Here is a 16,988-nt window from a genome sequence, read left to right on the forward strand (position 1 = left end):
TTTTGTATGCTCGTCGAACGATTATTGCCTTTTGGGATTCATCGAAGCACGTATCTTTGTAAGCAGTTTATTAATACATAATCATTATGAAAGACCTTTTATCTATTGTATCTCATTTTCAATTGAAGGGAACGACCGAGGCTGTCAGCCCTTTGGGCTCCGGACTGATTAACGACACGTATAAAGTGACCACTGTCGAGGCGGATACTCCGGACTATGTGTTGCAGCGTGTCAATCATGCCATCTTCCGCGATGTAGATATGTTGCAGGCCAATATCGAAGCCGTCACCCGCCATATCCGCAAGAAGCTGGAGCAGCAGGGAGAGACGGACGTCGAACGTAAAGTGCTGCATTTCCTTCCTGCTGATACGGGTAAGACCTATTGGCACGACGGTGAGAATTATTGGCGCATGATGGTGTTCATTCCCCGTGCCAAGACCTACGAGACTGTCAACCCCGAATATTCCTGTTTCGCAGGTAGTGCCTTTGGTCACTTCCAAGCCATGCTGGCCGACATTCCGGATGCGTTGGGCGAGACCATTCCCGATTTCCACAACATGGAGTTCCGTCTGAAGCAGCTTCGCGAAGCTGTGACAGCCGATGCCGCCGGCCGGGTGGGAGAGGTTCGTCCGTTGCTTGACGAACTGGAGAAGCGTGCCGACGAGATGTGCAAGGCCGAGCGCTTGCACCGCGAGGGACGTTTGCCCAAGCGCGTGTGCCACTGCGATACGAAAGTGAATAACATGATGTTTGATGAGGACGGAACGGTGCTTTGCGTCATCGACCTCGACACCGTGATGCCCAGCTTCGTTTTCTCCGACTACGGCGACTTCCTCCGTTCAGCTGCCAACAACGGTTTGGAAGACGACCCGAACCTTGAGAACGTGAACTTCAACATGAATATTTTCCGTGCCTTCACCAAAGGTTATCTGGAGTCTGCGAAGAGTTTCCTGCTACCTGTCGAGATAGAGAATCTGCCATACGCTGCCGCCTTGTTCCCCTACATGCAGTGTGTGCGCTTTTTGGGCGACTATATCAACGGCGACACTTATTACAAAATCCGCTATCCGGAGCACAACCTTGTGCGTGCCAAAGCACAGTTTAAGTTGCTGCAAAGTGTGGAAGAGCATACACCGGAGATGAAAAGCTTTATTGCTTCATGTCTTTGAAAAAGTATCTTATAACGACAACGGCGGCACTTTGCGTGCTGTCGTTGTCTGCCATAACCCCCAAGTGAACAGAATGAAAGAATTAAAAGTGAAGAAAGTGAGTGCGGCAAACATTCTTGTGGAATCGGTTCCTGCGCTCCTGGATAAAGAAAAGGTGGCTTTTCAGCCGGTCAATATGGTGAACTGGTCGGCATTTCCTTACTGTCCCGACGTGGAATTTCGCATAGCCTATACCCGGGATGCAATCTTGCTACACTTTAAGGTGAGAGAAAAGAGCGTGCGTGCGGTGGCAGGACACGACAACGGTTCCGTTTGGGAAGATGCCTGTGTGGAGTTCTTTTCCATACCTGCGGATGATGGAGTGTACTATAACGTAGAATGCAACTGTGTAGGCACACTGCTTGTGGGCGCCGGTGCCGGTCGAGAGAATCGTCGTCATGCTCCGCAGGAAGTGATGGATAAGGTGCAACGTTGGTCGTCTCTGGGACGCAAAGGTTTTGAAGAGCGGGTAGGCGAGTGTAGCTGGGAAGTAGCACTGGTGATTCCCTACACCACTTTCTTTTTGCATCACATCACTTCGCCGGATGGAAAGAACATTCGTGCCAATTTCTATAAATGCGGTGACAAGCTCTGCACTCCGCACTTCCTCTCTTGGAATCCCATCGAAGTGGAAAACCCCGACTTCCACCGTCCGGATTTCTTCGGAGTGCTGAAGATGGAGTAAGGAAGCATGATATATCTGACCTATGCTCTATATTCGAACACGTAAACGGCATCTTTCATCCTTACCACTACATCGGCGCGGCCCATGGCGCTCTTCACCTCGGCATCCACATACTGCCCCATGAGGCGGAATAGCGGGTAGAAGACCGTCTGATAGTGCTTCTCCGTCTTGTTCTCCAAATCGTGGAGAATGGAGGCGAAGAAGGAGCGTGTGCGCTCCAGACAGCTCTCAATGTCACCCTTGCGCAACTGCTCAAAATTCTGTATCCCTATCGGGAATCTTCTGTAATCTTCCAGCATATCTAAACAAAGGTTATCGGTAGTATCGAAAACAAAGATAATCCGTTCCTCCGTATAGAAGCCGCTTTGAGAAGGATCGAATGAGTTGGCGACTGAAATGGTTTCAGTCCCTGAGTGAAAAGGGTTCAGTCTCCGACTCATTCCTATTCAGTCAGGGACTGAATCAAAAGGTGTCGGTAAGCGACTGGGAATTGTCTTCAATATGTAAAATAAAATCAAAGAAAAAGACATCCCTTTGAAAGTTTATGCCGCAGAAACTGTTTCTGATGATACGGTCTCAACCCCGATATCGTAATTTTTAGAACTTTCCTTGTTCTGTTTGCTTCAACCTTTATGAGTGAGGTTATCATAAGCTCTTATCCCGAACTCGCATCGTTAGATTGTCTGATATGAGATGATAACGATTTGTTTCACTTCCGTCCCATCACTGACGTCATGGGCGAGCGATTGCCCTGCACCCTCTTGAGAAATGCCTTGGCAGAGCCGAAATTCAGATACATGTCCAAACGGATGGGGAGGTGGTTTTTATCATCGGACACAAAGAAAGTGATGATCTCTTTCTCCTTGCCTTTTTTGTACTCTACGAATGAGAATACAAGACAGCGGTAGATCGTGTCGTTATTGGCTTCTACATTTTCTTTGCCGCGATAGATCAAGGTCTGTTCCTCTACTTCTCGCCCCGTAGCCATGGGGAAACGTATCTTTTGTCCCACTTTGTAGTCTTTCGGATCGTAGGAGCGTGCCTGTGCCAGAATGCTCAGCATGTCGAAGATGCAACGGCTGTCGCTGTATTCCATTTCCTGGCTTTCACGAATGGGATTGCGCCAGATGCGGCGTTGCTTCACTTTCGATAAACCGTTCTCGTAGGAAAACCAAGCCTCGTCCACCGTGTGCCGACTGCCCTCTTCAGCCGCCTTGCGAAAGTAGAGTGGCTCCAACCGATCGCTGACGTAGCAAGTCAGTGTGTCGCGCATCTTGAAGAAGAAATCAGTCTGTTTGCTGCCTACAGAGAGCAGGTTGAAGCGATATGCCGGTTTGGACTGATAGGTGGTGGCATTTGTCGTAAGGCTGGCTGTACCCACCTTCTTCCAAATGAATTTCCAATTGAAGTATAAATCGTACATCACATGTTCGCCCGATTGGAAAGCTTCATTCTTGGCGGTGCATTGGGCACGTGCAGATGAGAAAACCATCAGGCAGAGTAGTCCCATCGTCAGCAGTAGATGCAGGGAGCCTCTTTTAGTAGCTGTAACCTCTTCCGCTGTTTCCCCGCACATTGCTGTTGCGAGTACCGTTGGTGCGATTGCTGTTTCTGTTTCTTTTCTTGTCTTTGTCTTCATCCGGTTTTTGTTTTTTTAGTTCATCCGGTTTCTGCTTATCGAGAGGTTTGGCTTCGACATCCCATTCCTGAGTCAGGTCGAAGTTTGCTTTCAGTTCCAGCAGCATCGGATAGTAATAGACCATTTCCGGCTGGCGTTTCTCGGCATAGTTTCCTGTATCCCACACACCGTTGCCGTTTGCATCGTTTATCAGTCTCGCCCCATACTTGTCAGGAGCGAGGAAGTAGAAGTCGGCCTTTCCGTCAGTCACCGGCACTGTGCGCACCACGTTGTCTTGCCCATTGAGCAACTCGACGAAAGCCGGTGAACCGGCACCGTGTACATTGAAAAAAATCTGTCCGTATTCTTCCAATTTCTTGGCTTTGAACTCCTTCTTTATCTTATCTGTGTGTAATCCGTACAATCCACCTATGGCTGCGGAATCTACCTCGAAGCTGTACGATTTGTCCGGCTCCCACTCTGCATAAATGTTATACTGTTTCAAGTCGGCCGAATCGCGTGCCAAGTCGAAGGGGATTTCTTTCCACAACGAATCAACTTTCTCTTTCAGGTGGAGAGCAGTGGTGTCTATCCTGGCCACCGGCTCCTTGAAGGAGAGTGTGATGCAATCGTATACATCCATGGCCGAAGGGGCATATACATCGGTCTGCAAGAATTCCACAAGCTCCGGTTCTGTATCTCCTTTATCGTTTTTCTTCTTTCTCTTTTCGCGTTCTTTCTGCTCTTTTTCTTTGGCTTCTTGCTTTTGCTTCAGCTGCTTGGCGTAGGTAAGCTTGGCCAGTACGGTCAGGGTATCGGTGCGTGGAACCAATAGTTTTAGGCTATCAGTGTAGAGGTAGGTGATGCTCATCTTCAAAGAGTCTTGTCGGTAGATTAGTGAATCTTTTATCCAATAGCAGAGGGTATCGTTGCGTCCGGTAATGTTTTCTACGATGAACGCGTCTCTATCGTCAAAGTTCAACCCCTTCAGCAAGGGAGGCTCGGCGGCAGGAGCGGAGAAAAAGAGCGAAAACTTTTCAGGTGTCAGTCGTTCGTATTTCAGGAATCGTTGTGAAAAGTTAGGCTCCTTGAAGCTGCGCAGCAAGAGGTTATCCGGCAGGTAGTGCGTATATTCTTTCTCTATAATCGTATCGACGGTCAGAGAGTCTATCCATGTGGTGTCTTGGCGCATGCGCCGCTCCATGGAGGGAATAACCAATGAGTCGTTGTAGGCAATGATTTCGGTGGGTTGCGAGTAGGCAAAGTTCTGGTCGGCGTCGTGCAGGGCATAGATGCGATAACTGCCGGGAGCCACCCCGCGAATGGAGAAATGTCCGCGGCTGTCCGTACGTCCCACTCGTTCGAACGGTAGCTTGGTGAAAGCCGAATCGGATAGGTTGGAATGTAATCCTACAAGCAAACCCTTGACCGGTTCGAGATTGAAGGCATTCAGCAATGTGCCCGCCACAGCCATAGAGTCCAGACGGTTGCCGGTGGAAAAAGAGTATGAGAAATTCTCCAGCGGATTGTTCTCGTTGTTGTCCTGAATGGCATCGCCGAAGTCGAAGGTATAAGTGACATTTTCTTTCAACGTGTCTTGCAGTGTGATGACCACCTTTTTACCGGTGGATTTTATTTCGGGCTGCTGCACCTGCGGAGGAGAAATCACAATCTTCTCGTTCGGTTTGTCCAACTTGATGAATTCGTCGAACTCAAGCACAATTCTGTTCTTTCGGACATGAAGTGCACCCTGCGCCGGGTTGCCGCCAAGGAAACGGGGAGGTGTTTCGTCTATCGGTCCACCTTCTATCCGACCCACGCTTGCACAAGAGTAGAGCACGGCTAGTACAACCAGTGGTATGTAGAGTTTACGGAAGATTCTTTTCATCGCATGAGGCGTTTAATTCTTTATCATGCCACAAAAATAAAGTTTATCCTGCAATATTCCTCTATGGTTTAGCGTATTTTCACCTAACGGACGCCTTTTGCGGCAAGAAAGACATCGGAACTGTTCCAATATTTTATCCTTATCACCGGAGGTATAGTCAAACAGTATCTTCTCCACACCTACTTCGTGTTTGTAGGTATGGAGAAAGTGCAGGGCGGATACGAAGTGTAAAATAACGATTTTGTCCATTAATTGAATTATTTAGGAGGGTATAGTGGCTGTCTTTGTGATACCTTTGCAAATAGAAAAAAAGTCATAAACCATAATAACCCTTTATCATGAAAACAGTACTCGCTACTTGGGGCCTCTCCCTCCTTGCGTTCTGCGGTTGCGCGGGACAAAAGCAGGACGGAAGCCGCTTCATTCAGGAAAACATCGAGAACGCCGCGGCGCAGGAAACGCGGCAGACGGACCTCATCGAGAAATCGGGCAAAATCCTCCGTCCCCGCACCGTGAACAAGGACGGAAACATCGTCTACGTGCCCATCGACGACTGGTGCTCGGGTTTCTTCCCCGGCGTCGTCTGGTACACCTACCAGCTGACGGGCGACGAGAAGTGGCTGCCTCTGGCCGAGAAATATACCGAGGCGTTGGACTCCGTGCAATACCTCACGTGGCATCACGACGTGGGCTTCATGATTGGCTCCAGCTACCTGAACGGATACCGCTTTGCGGGGAAAGAGGCCTACAAGCCGGTCATCGTGCAGGCCGCCCGGTCGCTCTCCACCCGCTTTCGCCCCGCGGCCGGCGTGCTCCAGTCGTGGGACGCGGACAAGGGGTGGCAGGCGCGCAGAGGCTGGAAATGCCCCGTCATCATCGACAACATGATGAACCTGGAGCTGCTGTTCGAGGCGTCCTTGCTCTCGGGAGACTCTACGTATTATCAGATAGCCCGTAGACATGCCGACACCACGCTGGCCCACCACTTCCGCCCGGACAACAGTTGCTATCACGTGGTGGACTACGACCCCGAGACGGGCGAGGTGCGCAGCCGCGAGACGGCGCAAGGCTATGCCCACGAGTCGGCTTGGGCACGCGGTCAGGCTTGGGCGTTGTATGGCTACACCATGTGCTACCGCTATACGCGCGACCCTCGTTACCTGGCTCAGGCCGAAAAGATTTACAGCTTCATCTTCCATAATAAGCACCTGCCGGAAGACTTGGTGCCGTACTGGGACTTCGACGCCCCCGGCATCCCCCGCGAGCCGCGCGACGCCTCGGCGGCCGCCTGCACGGCTTCCGCCCTGTACGAGCTGAGCACCTACCTCCCCGGCAAAGGCTATAAGGAGACGGCGGACAAGGTGATGGAAAGTCTGGCCTCACCCGCCTACCGCGCAAAGGTGGGCACCAACGGGAACTTCATCCTGATGCACTCCGTAGGCAGCATTCCCCACGGCGCGGAAATCGACGTGCCCCTGAACTACGCCGACTATTATTTCTTGGAAGGATTGAAACGAAAAAGAGACTTGGAAAAATGAAAACAGGATTCGGCATATTAGTCGGCGGTCTGGGCGTATTTGCCCTGCAAGGCTGCAAAACCCGGCAAACGGCGGAAACCGTACGCCCCAACGTCATCTATGTATTCCCCGACCAGATGCGCAACCAGGCGATGGGCTTCTGGGGAGAAGAGGGCTTTCGCGAGCGGGTGAACTTCCGCAACGACCCCGTACACACGCCCCGCCTGAACGAGTTTGCCCGTCAGTCGCTGGTGCTGACCTCGGCCATGAGCAACTGTCCTTTGAGCAGTCCGCACCGCGGTTCCCTCCTCACGGGGATGTATCCCAACAAGAGCGGCATCCCCTTGAATTGCAACTCCAGTCGGCCCATAAGCACGCTCCGCGAAGATGCCGTATGCGTGAGCGACGTATTCGCACGCGCCGGATATGACTGCGCCTACATCGGCAAGCTGCATGCCGACTTCCCCACGCCCAACGACCCCGAACGTCCCGGTCGCTACGTGGAAGACCGCATACCGGCATGGGATGCCTACACGCCGAAGCAACGCCGGCACGGCTTCAACTATTGGTACTCGTACGGCACCTTCGACGAACACAAGAACCCGCACTATTGGGACACCGACGGAAGACGCCACAACCCGCACGAATGGTCGCCCCTGCACGAGGCGGACAAGGTGGTGGCTTACCTGAAGAACGAGGGCGGCGTGCGAAACCCGAACAAGCCTTTCTTCATCATGGTGGGCATGAATCCGCCCCACAGTCCCTACCGCTCAACGGACGACTGCATGGAACAGGACTTCAATCTCTATAAGGACCAACCGCTGGACAGCCTCCTCATCCGCCCCAACGCAGACCCCACCATGCCCAAGGCAGAGAGCGCCCGCTACTACTTCGCATCCGTCACCGGCGTAGACCGTGCCTTCGGACAGATACTCGACGCATTGAAAGCGCTTGGACTGGAAGAGAACACCATCGTAGTCTTTGCCTCCGACCACGGCGAAACCATGTGCAGCCAGCGCACGGACGACCCGAAGAACTCGCCCTACGCCGAGTCCATGAACACTCCGTTCCTGGTGCGCTATCCGCAGAAGGTGAAGCCCCGTGTGGACAACCTGATACTCTCTTCGCCGGACATCATGCCCACGCTGCTGGGGCTTGCCGGACTTTCCGGCTCCATCCCCGAGGAGGTGCAGGGACGCAACTATGCACCGCTCTTCCTGGACGAAAAGGCCGCAGTGACACGTCCCTCGGGTGCGCTCTACATACAAAATCTGGATGGCGAGAAAGATGCCGACGGGCTGGTTCGTTCCTACTTCCCCTCGGCGCGCGGCTTCAAGTCGGCACGCTACACGCTGGCGCTCTACATCGACCGCCAAGACCATCGCCTGGTGAAGAGCCTGCTGTTCGACGACGAGCAAGACCCTTACCAGCTGCACAACCTCCCCCTGCAACAGAACGCCGAAATCGTGAAAGGGCTCTGCACCGAGATGGGCAAGATGCTGAAAGCCATCGATGACCCGTGGTATCAGGAGAAAATCTTGTCGGAAATGATTCCGTACTGAAAAGGAGAAGACTGAAAGGCGCGGATTGCGCGGAATATTTTTCAGCCGTATCATTTATTTCAATAAAAGTGGAAGTGGCAAATCTTTGTTTTAAAGTCTTCTTTGCGAGTAGGGCTGATTTAGTCTGATTGAAGGAGATTGGTTACAACCCTTCAATCAGTCTTTTCAGCACTACCGTAGCAGAAATTTCACGGTTGGCAGCTTCGGGAATGACGATGGATTGTGGGCTCTCGATGACATCATCCGTCACAATCATATTGCGGCGAACCGGCAGACAGTGCATGAAGTAAGCGTTATCGGTCACAGCCATCTGCCGTTCGCTTACTGTCCATTCACGATCTTTGCTCAATATTCGCCCGTAGTTATCACCCGTATAGGCTGCCCAGTTCTTGGCATAAATAAAATCAGCTCCCTCAAAGGCTTTCATCTGGTCGTATTCCACACGTGCATTACCCACAAACTGCGGGTCAAGCTCATAGCCTTCGGGGTGCGTAATGACAAAATCATAATCCGTGGCATTCATCCATTCGGCAAAGGAGTTGGGAACAGCTTGAGGCAACGGACGAGGATGCGGCGCCCAAGTCATAACTACTTTGGGGCGGGCTTTCTTTTTATATTCCTCGATGGTGATGAGGTCGGCAAAGCTCTGCAAGGGGTGGCGTGTGGCAGCCTCCATAGAGAAAATCGGCCGGCCGGAATAGCGGATGAACTGATTCAATATCATTTCATTATAATCTTCCTCTTTGTTTTCAAAGCGGGCAAAGGAGCGCACCCCTATCACATCACAGTAACAACCCATCACAGGGATGGCCTCCAGCAAGTGTTCCGGCTTCTCTCCGTCCATGATAACGCCCCGTTCCGTTTCGAGCTTCCATGCGCCTTGATTGATGTCCAACACAATGACGTTCATACCCAGATTCATGGCAGCCTTCTGTGTACTGAGACGGGTGCGCAGGCTGGAGTTGAAAAATATCATCATCAACGTCTTGTTGCGTCCCAACTCCACATTTTTAAAACGGTCTTTCTTAATCTCAAATGCTTCGTTCAATGCAGACCTCAGATTACCGATGTCTTGTACGCAAGTAAAATTTCTCATCTATCTTTTGCTTTATATGTGATTATTAATTTCTGATTTGTCCGTTCCCCTCTACAATCCATTTATAGGTAGTCATCTCTTCCAATCCCATCGGCCCACGGGCATGGAGCTTCTGAGTGCTGATGCCTATTTCGGCACCTAATCCAAACTGGGCTCCGTCAGTGAAAGATGTCGGCGCATTGACATAGACGCAGGCCGCATCCACTTCACGACAGAATTGTTCGCCATGCAAGCGGTCTTCCGTAACGATGCATTCGCTGTGCTTGGAGCTATACTTCCGTATATGCGCCAAAGCATCACGCAGGGAGTCCACTGTCTTAATGGACATTTTATAATCCAGAAATTCTTTGCCGTAGCAATCTTCATCGGCAGGCTGCAACAATGCTGCGGGATAGTTGCCTTGCAAAGCCTCGTATGCAGACCGGTCGGCATAAAGAGTAACGCTTCTGTCGCCCAAGGAAGCGCAAAGTATAGGAAGATCGGACAAGCGGTTGGCGTCGATAATCAGGCAATCCAATGCATTGCAGACACTGACGCGACGTGTCTTGGCGTTGCAGATAATAGGCGCACCTTTCCGCACATCGCCATAACGGTCGAAGAAAGTATGGCATACGCCGGCCCCGGTTTCGATGACCGATATGGTGGCATTTTGCCGCACATAATCAATCAGTCCGCTACTGCCACGGGGGATGATGACGTCCACATAGCCATTGGCATGCAGCAGCTCGGCAGTAGCCTCTCGGTCGGCGGGCAACAGCTCCACTACGTGTGGGTCTATTTCAAAGCGCCTCAACACCTCGTGTATCACCCGAACAATGGCACGGTTGGAGCAATCGGCATCGCTCCCACCCTTCAAGATGCAAGCGTTACCGCTCTTCAGGCAAAGCGAAAACACATCGAAACCGACATTGGGACGGGCTTCGTAAATGATACCGATTACCCCGAAAGGCACACTTACTCTTTTTATCTTCAGCCCATTGGGGCGAACATCCTCTTTCAGTATCCGTCCCAATGGCGAGGGCAGAGAAGCCACATCCCGTATATCTGAGGCGATGCCTTGCAGACGTTCCTCTGTCAGTTGCAGACGATCGTATTTAGGGTTGTCAGGAGACATGCGCTCCAAGTCTTTCCGGTTCTCGCCAAGTATGAAATCGGCTTTTCCCTCAGCCGCATCTGCAACAGCCAATAATATTTCATTGATGTCCTTGTCGCTTAAGCCCAAAAGTTTGCAGGCAGCCTCTTGTACTGCGACAAAGGTTCTGTTTAAATTCATATCTGTAAGTGGCTTTAGCAGGTTATTCTAAATATAAATAGTCGTAATGCACAATGGGCCTTTTACCGTGTTTGCCCATAGCTTCACGCGCTTGTCCTGAGTTGCAATCGGCTTTTCCCACGCCTATCGAATGACCTTCAGAGTCTATGATTCGCACGATGTCGTCTTTCTCAAACTCCCCATGCACAGCAATGACGCCTATCGGCAGAATACTGACAGCTTTATCTGACATCAACACCCTCTTTGCACAATCATCGATATGCAGTTCCCCTTTGGCAAAACCTCCGCTGTGGGCAATCCATTTCTTGACACTGGAAACAGGTTCTGACGAGGGGATGAAACGAGTATATTCCAGACCTTCATCTTTCACGCTTGCCTTCTCATTTCGGATGACGTCCACCAAGATATTATCCTTCTTGCCATTGGCAATGATAACAGTGATGCCTTCGTCTGCCACTTTGCGGGCTATACTTGTTTTTGTCAGCATTCCCCCTCGTCCGAATCCGGATTTCGTGGTTTGAATATAAGAGGACAAATCCTTTCCCTGCCCTATCTCGCGAATAATTCGTGATGCCGAATCGGCAGGCGGTCCATTGTAAATTCCATTGATATTGCTGAGAATAATCAGCGTTTGCACATCCATCATGGAAGCTATCAATCCGGACAGCTCATCGTTATCGGTAAACATCAGTTCACTCACGGAAATAGTATCATTCTCATTCACAATGGGAATGACACCGTTTTCCAACATCACGGTCATGCAATTCTTCTGATTGAGATAATGCCGGCGGGTGGCAAAACTTTCCTTCATGGTAAGAACTTGTCCCACAGGAACGCCGTGTTCACGGAATAATTCATAATAGCGATTGATGAGTTTAGCTTGTCCCACGGCCGAGAAAAGTTGCCGCTGGTCTACGCTGTCCAATTTTCTATCGGGTTGTATTTCACTGCGCCCCGAAGCCACAGCTCCGGAGGAAACAAGAATTATCTCCATGCCTGCTTTATGTAATTCTGCTATCTGGTCTACAAGCGCAGACATGCGCGTAATGTCGAGAGTGCCGTCACAACGTGTCAAGACATTGCTGCCTACCTTGACAGTAATTCTATTAAAGTCTATCCTCATTTTTTTCGTATTCTCTAACCACCGACATGGCGACCTCATAGTCTTTCTCATTGACTAAAACAGAAACATCTACAGCTGTAGCCGGTAATACAAGGTTTACCGCCATTCCATCTTTTGTCACGGCTTCGATGCCACTATTCTCCAATAAACTTTTTACAAGTTCTGCTTCCCACGGTGATCCGGAAAACACTTCAACTATTTTACTTTTATCTTCCGTCTTCATATCTGTACGAATTTAGAGATTTATCTCGCACAAATATAATAAATATTTTCATTATAGCTCGTAGAAACAATAATTTATAACTCAATTCTCTCTACCTTGATTGTTTCATTAAGAAAAACGGAAGCTGATTCGGTGAATTTGTTTTCCGATTCTGTGGTCCGATAAACACACCTTCCTCCTTTGGTGCATTTTCTGTCTATCTCCGAATGACGGAAAAGATAATCTTTCAAACTGTCAGCCACCAGTTCTCCTTGTGTAACGGTAGTGATGCCCGTCGGCATGTATTGTTGAATCTTGGGCAAAAGAAGCGGGAAGTGCGTGCACCCTAAGATGACCGTATCTATCAGCTTATCCTTGGCAAGAAGTGTATTAATGTATTTATCCACAAAGTAATCTGCCCCATCTCCTTGCGCCTCGTTATTTTCTACCAACGGCACCCATAGCGGACACGCTTCTCCACAGACTTTGATGTCAGGAAACAATTTATGCACTTCCAGCGGATAGGATTCAGACTTAATGGTACCCGACGTGGCAAGCACACCCACATGCCGGCTGTGGGTGATATTTCCAATACACTCTACCGTAGGACGGATTACTCCCAGCACACGTCGAGTCGGGTCAAGACGGGGTAAGTCGTTCATCTGTATGCTGCGCAAAGCCTTTGCCGAAGCCGTGTTACAAGCCAGAATAACCAGCTGGCAACCCATTTCGAAGAGCTTGACTACTGCTTGTAAGGTAAACTCATAGACTATTTCAAACGAGCGGGTTCCGTAAGGAGCACGTGCGTTGTCGCCCAAATAAATGTAGTCATACTGTGGGAGTACTTCTCGTATTTTACTTAGAATGGTAAGTCCGCCATATCCCGAATCAAATACGCCGATAGGCCCCGGAGTGGAAGGCAATGTCTGTTTCATGTCATTTCTTCGCTTTCTCGCAAAGATAGTATATTTGAGTATAAAAAATAAGCGCGAATGAAACTATCCGCACTTACATATCAAAAAAAGATATTTCTCGCCGTTATTATTTAATACCCAGCTGATTCTTTACCTTAGCAGTTACATCTACACTTTGTGCTCCTACGAACGGTATCGGAGTACGAGCCAAGTCGAATATATAAACCACGCCTTCTGCCTTGCCCACTACTTGAACGGCCTCGTCCAGCTTTTTATAAATAGGAGCCATAGCTTCTTGCTGTGCCTTTTGCATGGATTGATAAACTTCTTGTTGGAATTGTTCCTGGCGTTGAGCCATATCCTGCAATTCCTTTTGGCGTCTTTCGGCTATATTTTTGGGAAGAGAGTCGGCTTGTGCCAAGAACTCTTGATACTTCTTCTGAAATTCCTCATTGGTACGTGTCATTTCTTCCTGATACTTTTTAGACATGTTGTCCAAATCAGCCTGCGCTTTCGTAAATTCAGGCATAACGGCAATTACTTCTTGAGAATTCATGTGAGCAAATTTTGCTTGCGCCATGGCTCCCAACGGGAGAATGAACATGACTAAGAATAGTGCGATTTTTTTAAGCATAATGTTTATTGTTTATTTGATTAATCGTTTATTGAACGGATGCAAATGTATGAAATTAATTCGAATATCCTAACTTTGCAAGTACTTCATTGCTAATATCGATATTAGGTGAAGCGAAAATAATGCTTGATGCAGAAGCGCGATCCAGCACCACGGCATATCCTCTTTGTGATGCAATCTCCTTAACAGCGTTATATATCTTGTCTTGAATAGGTTGCAACAGACTTTCACGCTTTTTGCTTAGCTCGCCTTCCGGACCGAAGTATTTGCGGCGCAACTCGGCAGCAGATTTTTCTCTGGCCACGATTTCTTCTTCTTTCTTTCCTCTTTGGGCTTCAGAGAGAGAGGCTATTTGAGATTGGTAGTTTTTGTACAACGCTTTGGTTTCTTCAGCCATCTTTTCTATTTCAGCCTGCCACTGCTTGGAGACTTGTTCCAACTGTTCGTTGGCACGCTCATAAGCCGGTATATTTCTCAAGATATATTCCATGTCAATCAGAGCAAACTTCTGCGCATTAGCTGCTGCCCCTACGGCGAACAGCATCAAAAGAATGAATAGACTCTTCTTCATAACATTACGTTTTTAGTTGTCAATTATAATTGTTCATCACTTAAAATTCCTGTCCTAAGATAAAGTGGAACTGGCTACCGCCATAATTGGAGTATCCGTTTATCTTATCGAATCCATAAGCCCAGTCAATACCCATCATACCAATCATCGGGAGGAAGATACGAACACCCACACCTGCCGAACGCTTCAGCTCGAAAGGATTGAACTTGCTCACATCGTGCCAAGCGTTACCGGCTTCGACAAATGTCAACGCATAGATACTGGTACTTGTCTCAAGCATCAAGGGGTATCTCAATTCCAGACCGAGGCGGGTATAAGCATAACCGGCGCTACCATAAGGTGTCAAAGAGCTGTTCTCATATCCGCGCAGGGCAACACTTTCCGTCGCATAGCTGGAATAGCCGGTCATACCGTCACCACCCACATCGAATGTTTCGAAGGGAGACTTCTTGTATTTGTTATAATGCCCCAGCAAACCAAACTCTACACGCCCCATCACTACCGGTGTGCGTTTCACTGAAATTGGGTCCATCAACGGGATATAAACCTTGGATTTGAATTTCCATTTATGATATTCAATCCATCTGTGCATCTTGTTCATATCTTCCTGATTGCTGGTGTTGTACTTGCTGTAATCCTTACCGTCCAGCAATGAATAGGGTGGTGTGATTTGGGCAGAAAGCGAAAACTCCGACCCTTGACGCGGATAAATAGGATTGTCTATGGAGCTACGAGACAAGGTCAGGTTAATGCTCAAGTTATTGCACTTACCGTTTGTAACAGGGAAGTACTGCCAGTCGCTCAAGATATAACGCTGATAAGACAACTCGGCTGTAAACTGGAAGTAGTCATCCGGCCACTTCAGACGCTTACCGAACATCACTGCAAGACCGTACATCTGGATGGACTTATCAGGGTCGTAGTAATTTTCGTAGCTATTGTAATTGCCATAATTGTACATGCCATAACCATACATGCCGCTATAATAATTATTGTAATAGCTGTTCATGTAGGCCGAGTTATAATACTGGCTGCTGATGTCTGTCTGACGAGAGTAGAATGCCGACACAGAGAATGCGTTGGGACGCTTGCCGCCAAACCAGGGATCGTAGAACGAAATGCTGTAAGACTGATAATATTTGGCATTGGTTTGGCCGCTGATGGTTAAAGTCTGTCCATCGCCTTGCGGTAGAATGCCGCGGTAGTTCTCGCCCGGATGCAACAGGTTGGCAAGCGAGAAGTTGGTGAACTTCAAACTCAGCTTACCGATGACACCCGTCTGTCCCCATCCGGCAGAGAATTCCACCTGGTCGTTGGCCTTAGAAACAAGGTCATAGCCGATATCTACCGTACCATCTTCCGGTTTAGGCTGAATATCCGGCTTGATCTGTTCAGGGTCGAAATGTCCCATTTGTTGAATCTCACGCATAGAGCGCATCAAGTCTTCACGGCTGAACAACTCACCCGGACGAGTACGCAATTCTCGACGGACAACGTTCTCGTACAGACGGTCGTTTCCTCTGATGCTTATCTTGTTAATAGTGGCTTGACGCCCCTCGAAGATGCGCATCTCCAAATCAATGGAGTCGCCCACAATATTCACCTCTACCGGTTCGAGATTATAGAATAAGTAACCGTTATTATAGTAAAGATTACCGATAGCATCATCATCCGAAGTTGTACGTTCCTCCAACAGTTTCTGGTTATATACATCCCCCTTCTTCATGCGAAGCAGGAAATTCAGCTGTTCGGAAGGATATAAGGTGTTTCCCACCCAAGTCACGTTGCGGAGATAGTACTTCTGCCCTTCATCAATCTGCATGAAGATATCCACCGTACGATCGTCATAGGCTTTGATACTGTCTTTCACAATAGCAGCGTCACGATAACCCAGTTCATTGTATTTGCCTATGATCAGCTGCTTGTCTGCTTCGTAGTTATCCTCAATAAACTTTTTGGTACGGAATATGTTGACCAGTTTGTTCTTTTCATTGGTTTTCTTCATCACGCGCTTCAGCTTCTTGGTCTTGATGGCTTCGTTACCTACTATGGTGATTTCATGTACCTTAACTTTCTCCTTTTTGTCAATGTCTATATTGACGATAACTTCGTTTTTCTTCTCCGGGTCATCTCTCTGCGTAATGATTACATCGGCATTCTTGAAACCCTTGTCATCAAAATAACGTTTAATCAAAGTCTTGGCTCTATCCACCAAGTTCGGCGTTATCTGTCCGCCTTTTATCATGCCGATTCTGCTTTCCAAATCTTCACGTTCCGACTTCTTCACACCATTATAACGGATATCGGATACACGCGGGCGCATGGTCAGATGAATGGTCAACCATATCCGGTCATCCTCCATCTTGTCTGCCTTGATTTCCACGTCAGAGAACAGTCCATGGCGCCAATAACGTTTACATGCCTGCGTTATTTCGTCACCCGGCACAGTGATGGTCTGTCCCTTGGACAGCCCGGACAATCCGATGATCACATAGTCCTCATAATTGGGAGCTCCTTCCACCTTTATATCTGCTATTTCATATTTCTTAGGCGTTCCCGAATAGAGTATAACCGGTTTCTCGGCTTCATCGGTGTTATTTACGTTTTGTGCAACGGTTGTCAATGCGGCACCGAAAAGGCAGATAAACGTCACGAGTATGGAGAAAATACGATAATGCATTTATGTTATGATTAAAT

14 protein-coding genes and 2 pseudogenes are annotated in these 16,988 nt (G+C 48.9%); 4 read left to right on the plus strand and 12 right to left on the minus strand.

Features of this window, described 5'->3' with window-relative positions; translation table 11 throughout:
* Positions 1-86 precede the first annotated feature (86 nt).
* Positions 87-1,169, plus strand: a complete 1,083-nt coding sequence (locus tag C4H11_RS08550) for a phosphotransferase enzyme family protein (protein ID WP_106041282.1) — start codon at positions 87-89, stop codon at positions 1,167-1,169.
* Positions 1,160-1,893, plus strand: a pseudogene (locus tag C4H11_RS08555) (carbohydrate-binding family 9-like protein). The gene C4H11_RS08550 and the pseudogene C4H11_RS08555 overlap by 10 nt, the downstream one beginning before the upstream one ends.
* A 26-nt stretch (positions 1,894-1,919) precedes the next feature.
* Here C4H11_RS08555 and C4H11_RS08560 read toward each other — a convergent pair.
* From C4H11_RS08560 to C4H11_RS08575, 4 genes and pseudogenes are all read right to left on the minus strand, one after another.
* Positions 1,920-2,141: pseudogene (locus C4H11_RS08560) on the minus strand (PD-(D/E)XK nuclease domain-containing protein); the annotation flags it as partial.
* Positions 2,142-2,602: 461 nt separating this feature from the next.
* Complete coding sequence (locus C4H11_RS08565; protein WP_234819917.1) at positions 2,603-3,403, minus strand: DUF3108 domain-containing protein; 801 nt, start codon at positions 3,401-3,403, stop codon at positions 2,603-2,605.
* 28 nt (positions 3,404-3,431) lie between these two features.
* Positions 3,432-5,399: an Ig-like domain-containing domain gene (locus C4H11_RS08570; protein WP_106041284.1), complete on the minus strand. Its 1,968-nt coding sequence runs from the start codon at positions 5,397-5,399 to the stop codon at positions 3,432-3,434.
* A gap of 12 nt (positions 5,400-5,411) precedes the next feature.
* A complete protein-coding gene (locus C4H11_RS08575; RefSeq protein WP_106041285.1) occupies positions 5,412-5,648 on the minus strand; it encodes a hypothetical protein in 237 nt (78 codons plus the stop codon).
* A gap of 89 nt (positions 5,649-5,737) precedes the next feature.
* Between C4H11_RS08575 and C4H11_RS08580 the strand changes: the two genes are divergently transcribed.
* Positions 5,738-6,937 carry a glycoside hydrolase family 88 protein gene (locus tag C4H11_RS08580; RefSeq protein ID WP_106041286.1) on the plus strand — a complete coding sequence of 400 codons (1,200 nt, stop codon included), beginning with the start codon at positions 5,738-5,740 and terminating at the stop codon, positions 6,935-6,937.
* Positions 6,934-8,478 (plus strand): sulfatase family protein, encoded by a 1,545-nt coding sequence (locus C4H11_RS08585; RefSeq protein ID WP_106041287.1) that lies wholly within the window; start codon positions 6,934-6,936, stop codon positions 8,476-8,478. Before C4H11_RS08580 ends, C4H11_RS08585 begins: the two co-directional genes overlap by 4 nt.
* A gap of 142 nt (positions 8,479-8,620) precedes the next feature.
* Here the strand turns inward: C4H11_RS08585 and C4H11_RS08590 are convergent, their stop codons facing one another.
* The 8 genes from C4H11_RS08590 to bamA all read right to left on the minus strand — a co-directional run bounded on the left by C4H11_RS08590 (position 8,621) and on the right by bamA (position 16,971).
* Positions 8,621-9,574: a Rossmann-fold NAD(P)-binding domain-containing protein gene (locus C4H11_RS08590; RefSeq protein ID WP_106041288.1), complete on the minus strand. Its 954-nt coding sequence runs from the start codon at positions 9,572-9,574 to the stop codon at positions 8,621-8,623.
* A gap of 25 nt (positions 9,575-9,599) precedes the next feature.
* Positions 9,600-10,847, minus strand: coding sequence for a glutamate-5-semialdehyde dehydrogenase (locus C4H11_RS08595; RefSeq protein ID WP_106041289.1), 1,248 nt, complete (start codon positions 10,845-10,847; stop codon positions 9,600-9,602).
* A gap of 22 nt (positions 10,848-10,869) precedes the next feature.
* Positions 10,870-11,970 carry a glutamate 5-kinase gene (proB, locus tag C4H11_RS08600; protein WP_106041290.1) on the minus strand — a complete coding sequence of 367 codons (1,101 nt, stop codon included), beginning with the start codon at positions 11,968-11,970 and terminating at the stop codon, positions 10,870-10,872.
* Complete coding sequence (locus C4H11_RS08605) at positions 11,954-12,193, minus strand: DUF2007-related protein (RefSeq protein WP_106041291.1); 240 nt, start codon at positions 12,191-12,193, stop codon at positions 11,954-11,956. Before C4H11_RS08605 ends, proB begins: the two co-directional genes overlap by 17 nt.
* Positions 12,194-12,267: 74 nt before the next feature.
* Positions 12,268-13,107 (minus strand): glutamate racemase, encoded by an 840-nt coding sequence (gene murI, locus C4H11_RS08610; protein WP_106041292.1) that lies wholly within the window; start codon positions 13,105-13,107, stop codon positions 12,268-12,270.
* 106 nt (positions 13,108-13,213) lie between these two features.
* A complete protein-coding gene (locus C4H11_RS08615; protein ID WP_106041293.1) occupies positions 13,214-13,720 on the minus strand; it encodes an OmpH family outer membrane protein in 507 nt (168 codons plus the stop codon).
* A 55-nt stretch (positions 13,721-13,775) separates the two neighbouring features.
* A complete protein-coding gene (locus C4H11_RS08620; protein WP_106041294.1) occupies positions 13,776-14,291 on the minus strand; it encodes an OmpH family outer membrane protein in 516 nt (171 codons plus the stop codon).
* Between the two features lie 40 nt (positions 14,292-14,331).
* On the minus strand, positions 14,332-16,971 hold the full coding sequence (gene bamA / locus C4H11_RS08625; RefSeq protein WP_106041295.1) for an outer membrane protein assembly factor BamA: 2,640 nt from the start codon (positions 16,969-16,971) through the stop codon (positions 14,332-14,334).
* Between the last annotated feature and the right edge of the window lie 17 nt (positions 16,972-16,988).

This window comes from Bacteroides zoogleoformans, assembly GCF_002998435.1.
Classification (GTDB): domain Bacteria; phylum Bacteroidota; class Bacteroidia; order Bacteroidales; family Bacteroidaceae; genus Bacteroides; species Bacteroides zoogleoformans.

Excerpts from the sequence above, each read along its gene's own strand:
- C4H11_RS08585 (WP_106041287.1), top strand. The coding sequence starts at position 6,934 with ATGAAAACAGGATTCGGCATATTAGTCGGCGGTCTGGGCGTATTTGCC.
- C4H11_RS08565 (WP_234819917.1), bottom strand. The coding sequence starts at position 3,403 with ATGGGACTACTCTGCCTGATGGTTTTCTCATCTGCACGTGCCCAATGC.
- C4H11_RS08595 (WP_106041289.1), bottom strand. The coding sequence starts at position 10,847 with ATGAATTTAAACAGAACCTTTGTCGCAGTACAAGAGGCTGCCTGCAAA.
- proB (WP_106041290.1), bottom strand. The coding sequence starts at position 11,970 with ATGAGGATAGACTTTAATAGAATTACTGTCAAGGTAGGCAGCAATGTC.
- C4H11_RS08570 (WP_106041284.1), bottom strand. The coding sequence starts at position 5,399 with ATGAAAAGAATCTTCCGTAAACTCTACATACCACTGGTTGTACTAGCC.
- C4H11_RS08605 (WP_106041291.1), bottom strand. The coding sequence starts at position 12,193 with ATGAAGACGGAAGATAAAAGTAAAATAGTTGAAGTGTTTTCCGGATCA.
- C4H11_RS08580 (WP_106041286.1), top strand. The coding sequence starts at position 5,738 with ATGAAAACAGTACTCGCTACTTGGGGCCTCTCCCTCCTTGCGTTCTGC.
- C4H11_RS08615 (WP_106041293.1), bottom strand. The coding sequence starts at position 13,720 with ATGCTTAAAAAAATCGCACTATTCTTAGTCATGTTCATTCTCCCGTTG.
- C4H11_RS08620 (WP_106041294.1), bottom strand. The coding sequence starts at position 14,291 with ATGAAGAAGAGTCTATTCATTCTTTTGATGCTGTTCGCCGTAGGGGCA.
- murI (WP_106041292.1), bottom strand. The coding sequence starts at position 13,107 with ATGAAACAGACATTGCCTTCCACTCCGGGGCCTATCGGCGTATTTGAT.
- C4H11_RS08575 (WP_106041285.1), bottom strand. The coding sequence starts at position 5,648 with ATGGACAAAATCGTTATTTTACACTTCGTATCCGCCCTGCACTTTCTC.
- C4H11_RS08550 (WP_106041282.1), top strand. The coding sequence starts at position 87 with ATGAAAGACCTTTTATCTATTGTATCTCATTTTCAATTGAAGGGAACG.
- bamA (WP_106041295.1), bottom strand. The coding sequence starts at position 16,971 with ATGCATTATCGTATTTTCTCCATACTCGTGACGTTTATCTGCCTTTTC.
- C4H11_RS08590 (WP_106041288.1), bottom strand. The coding sequence starts at position 9,574 with ATGAGAAATTTTACTTGCGTACAAGACATCGGTAATCTGAGGTCTGCA.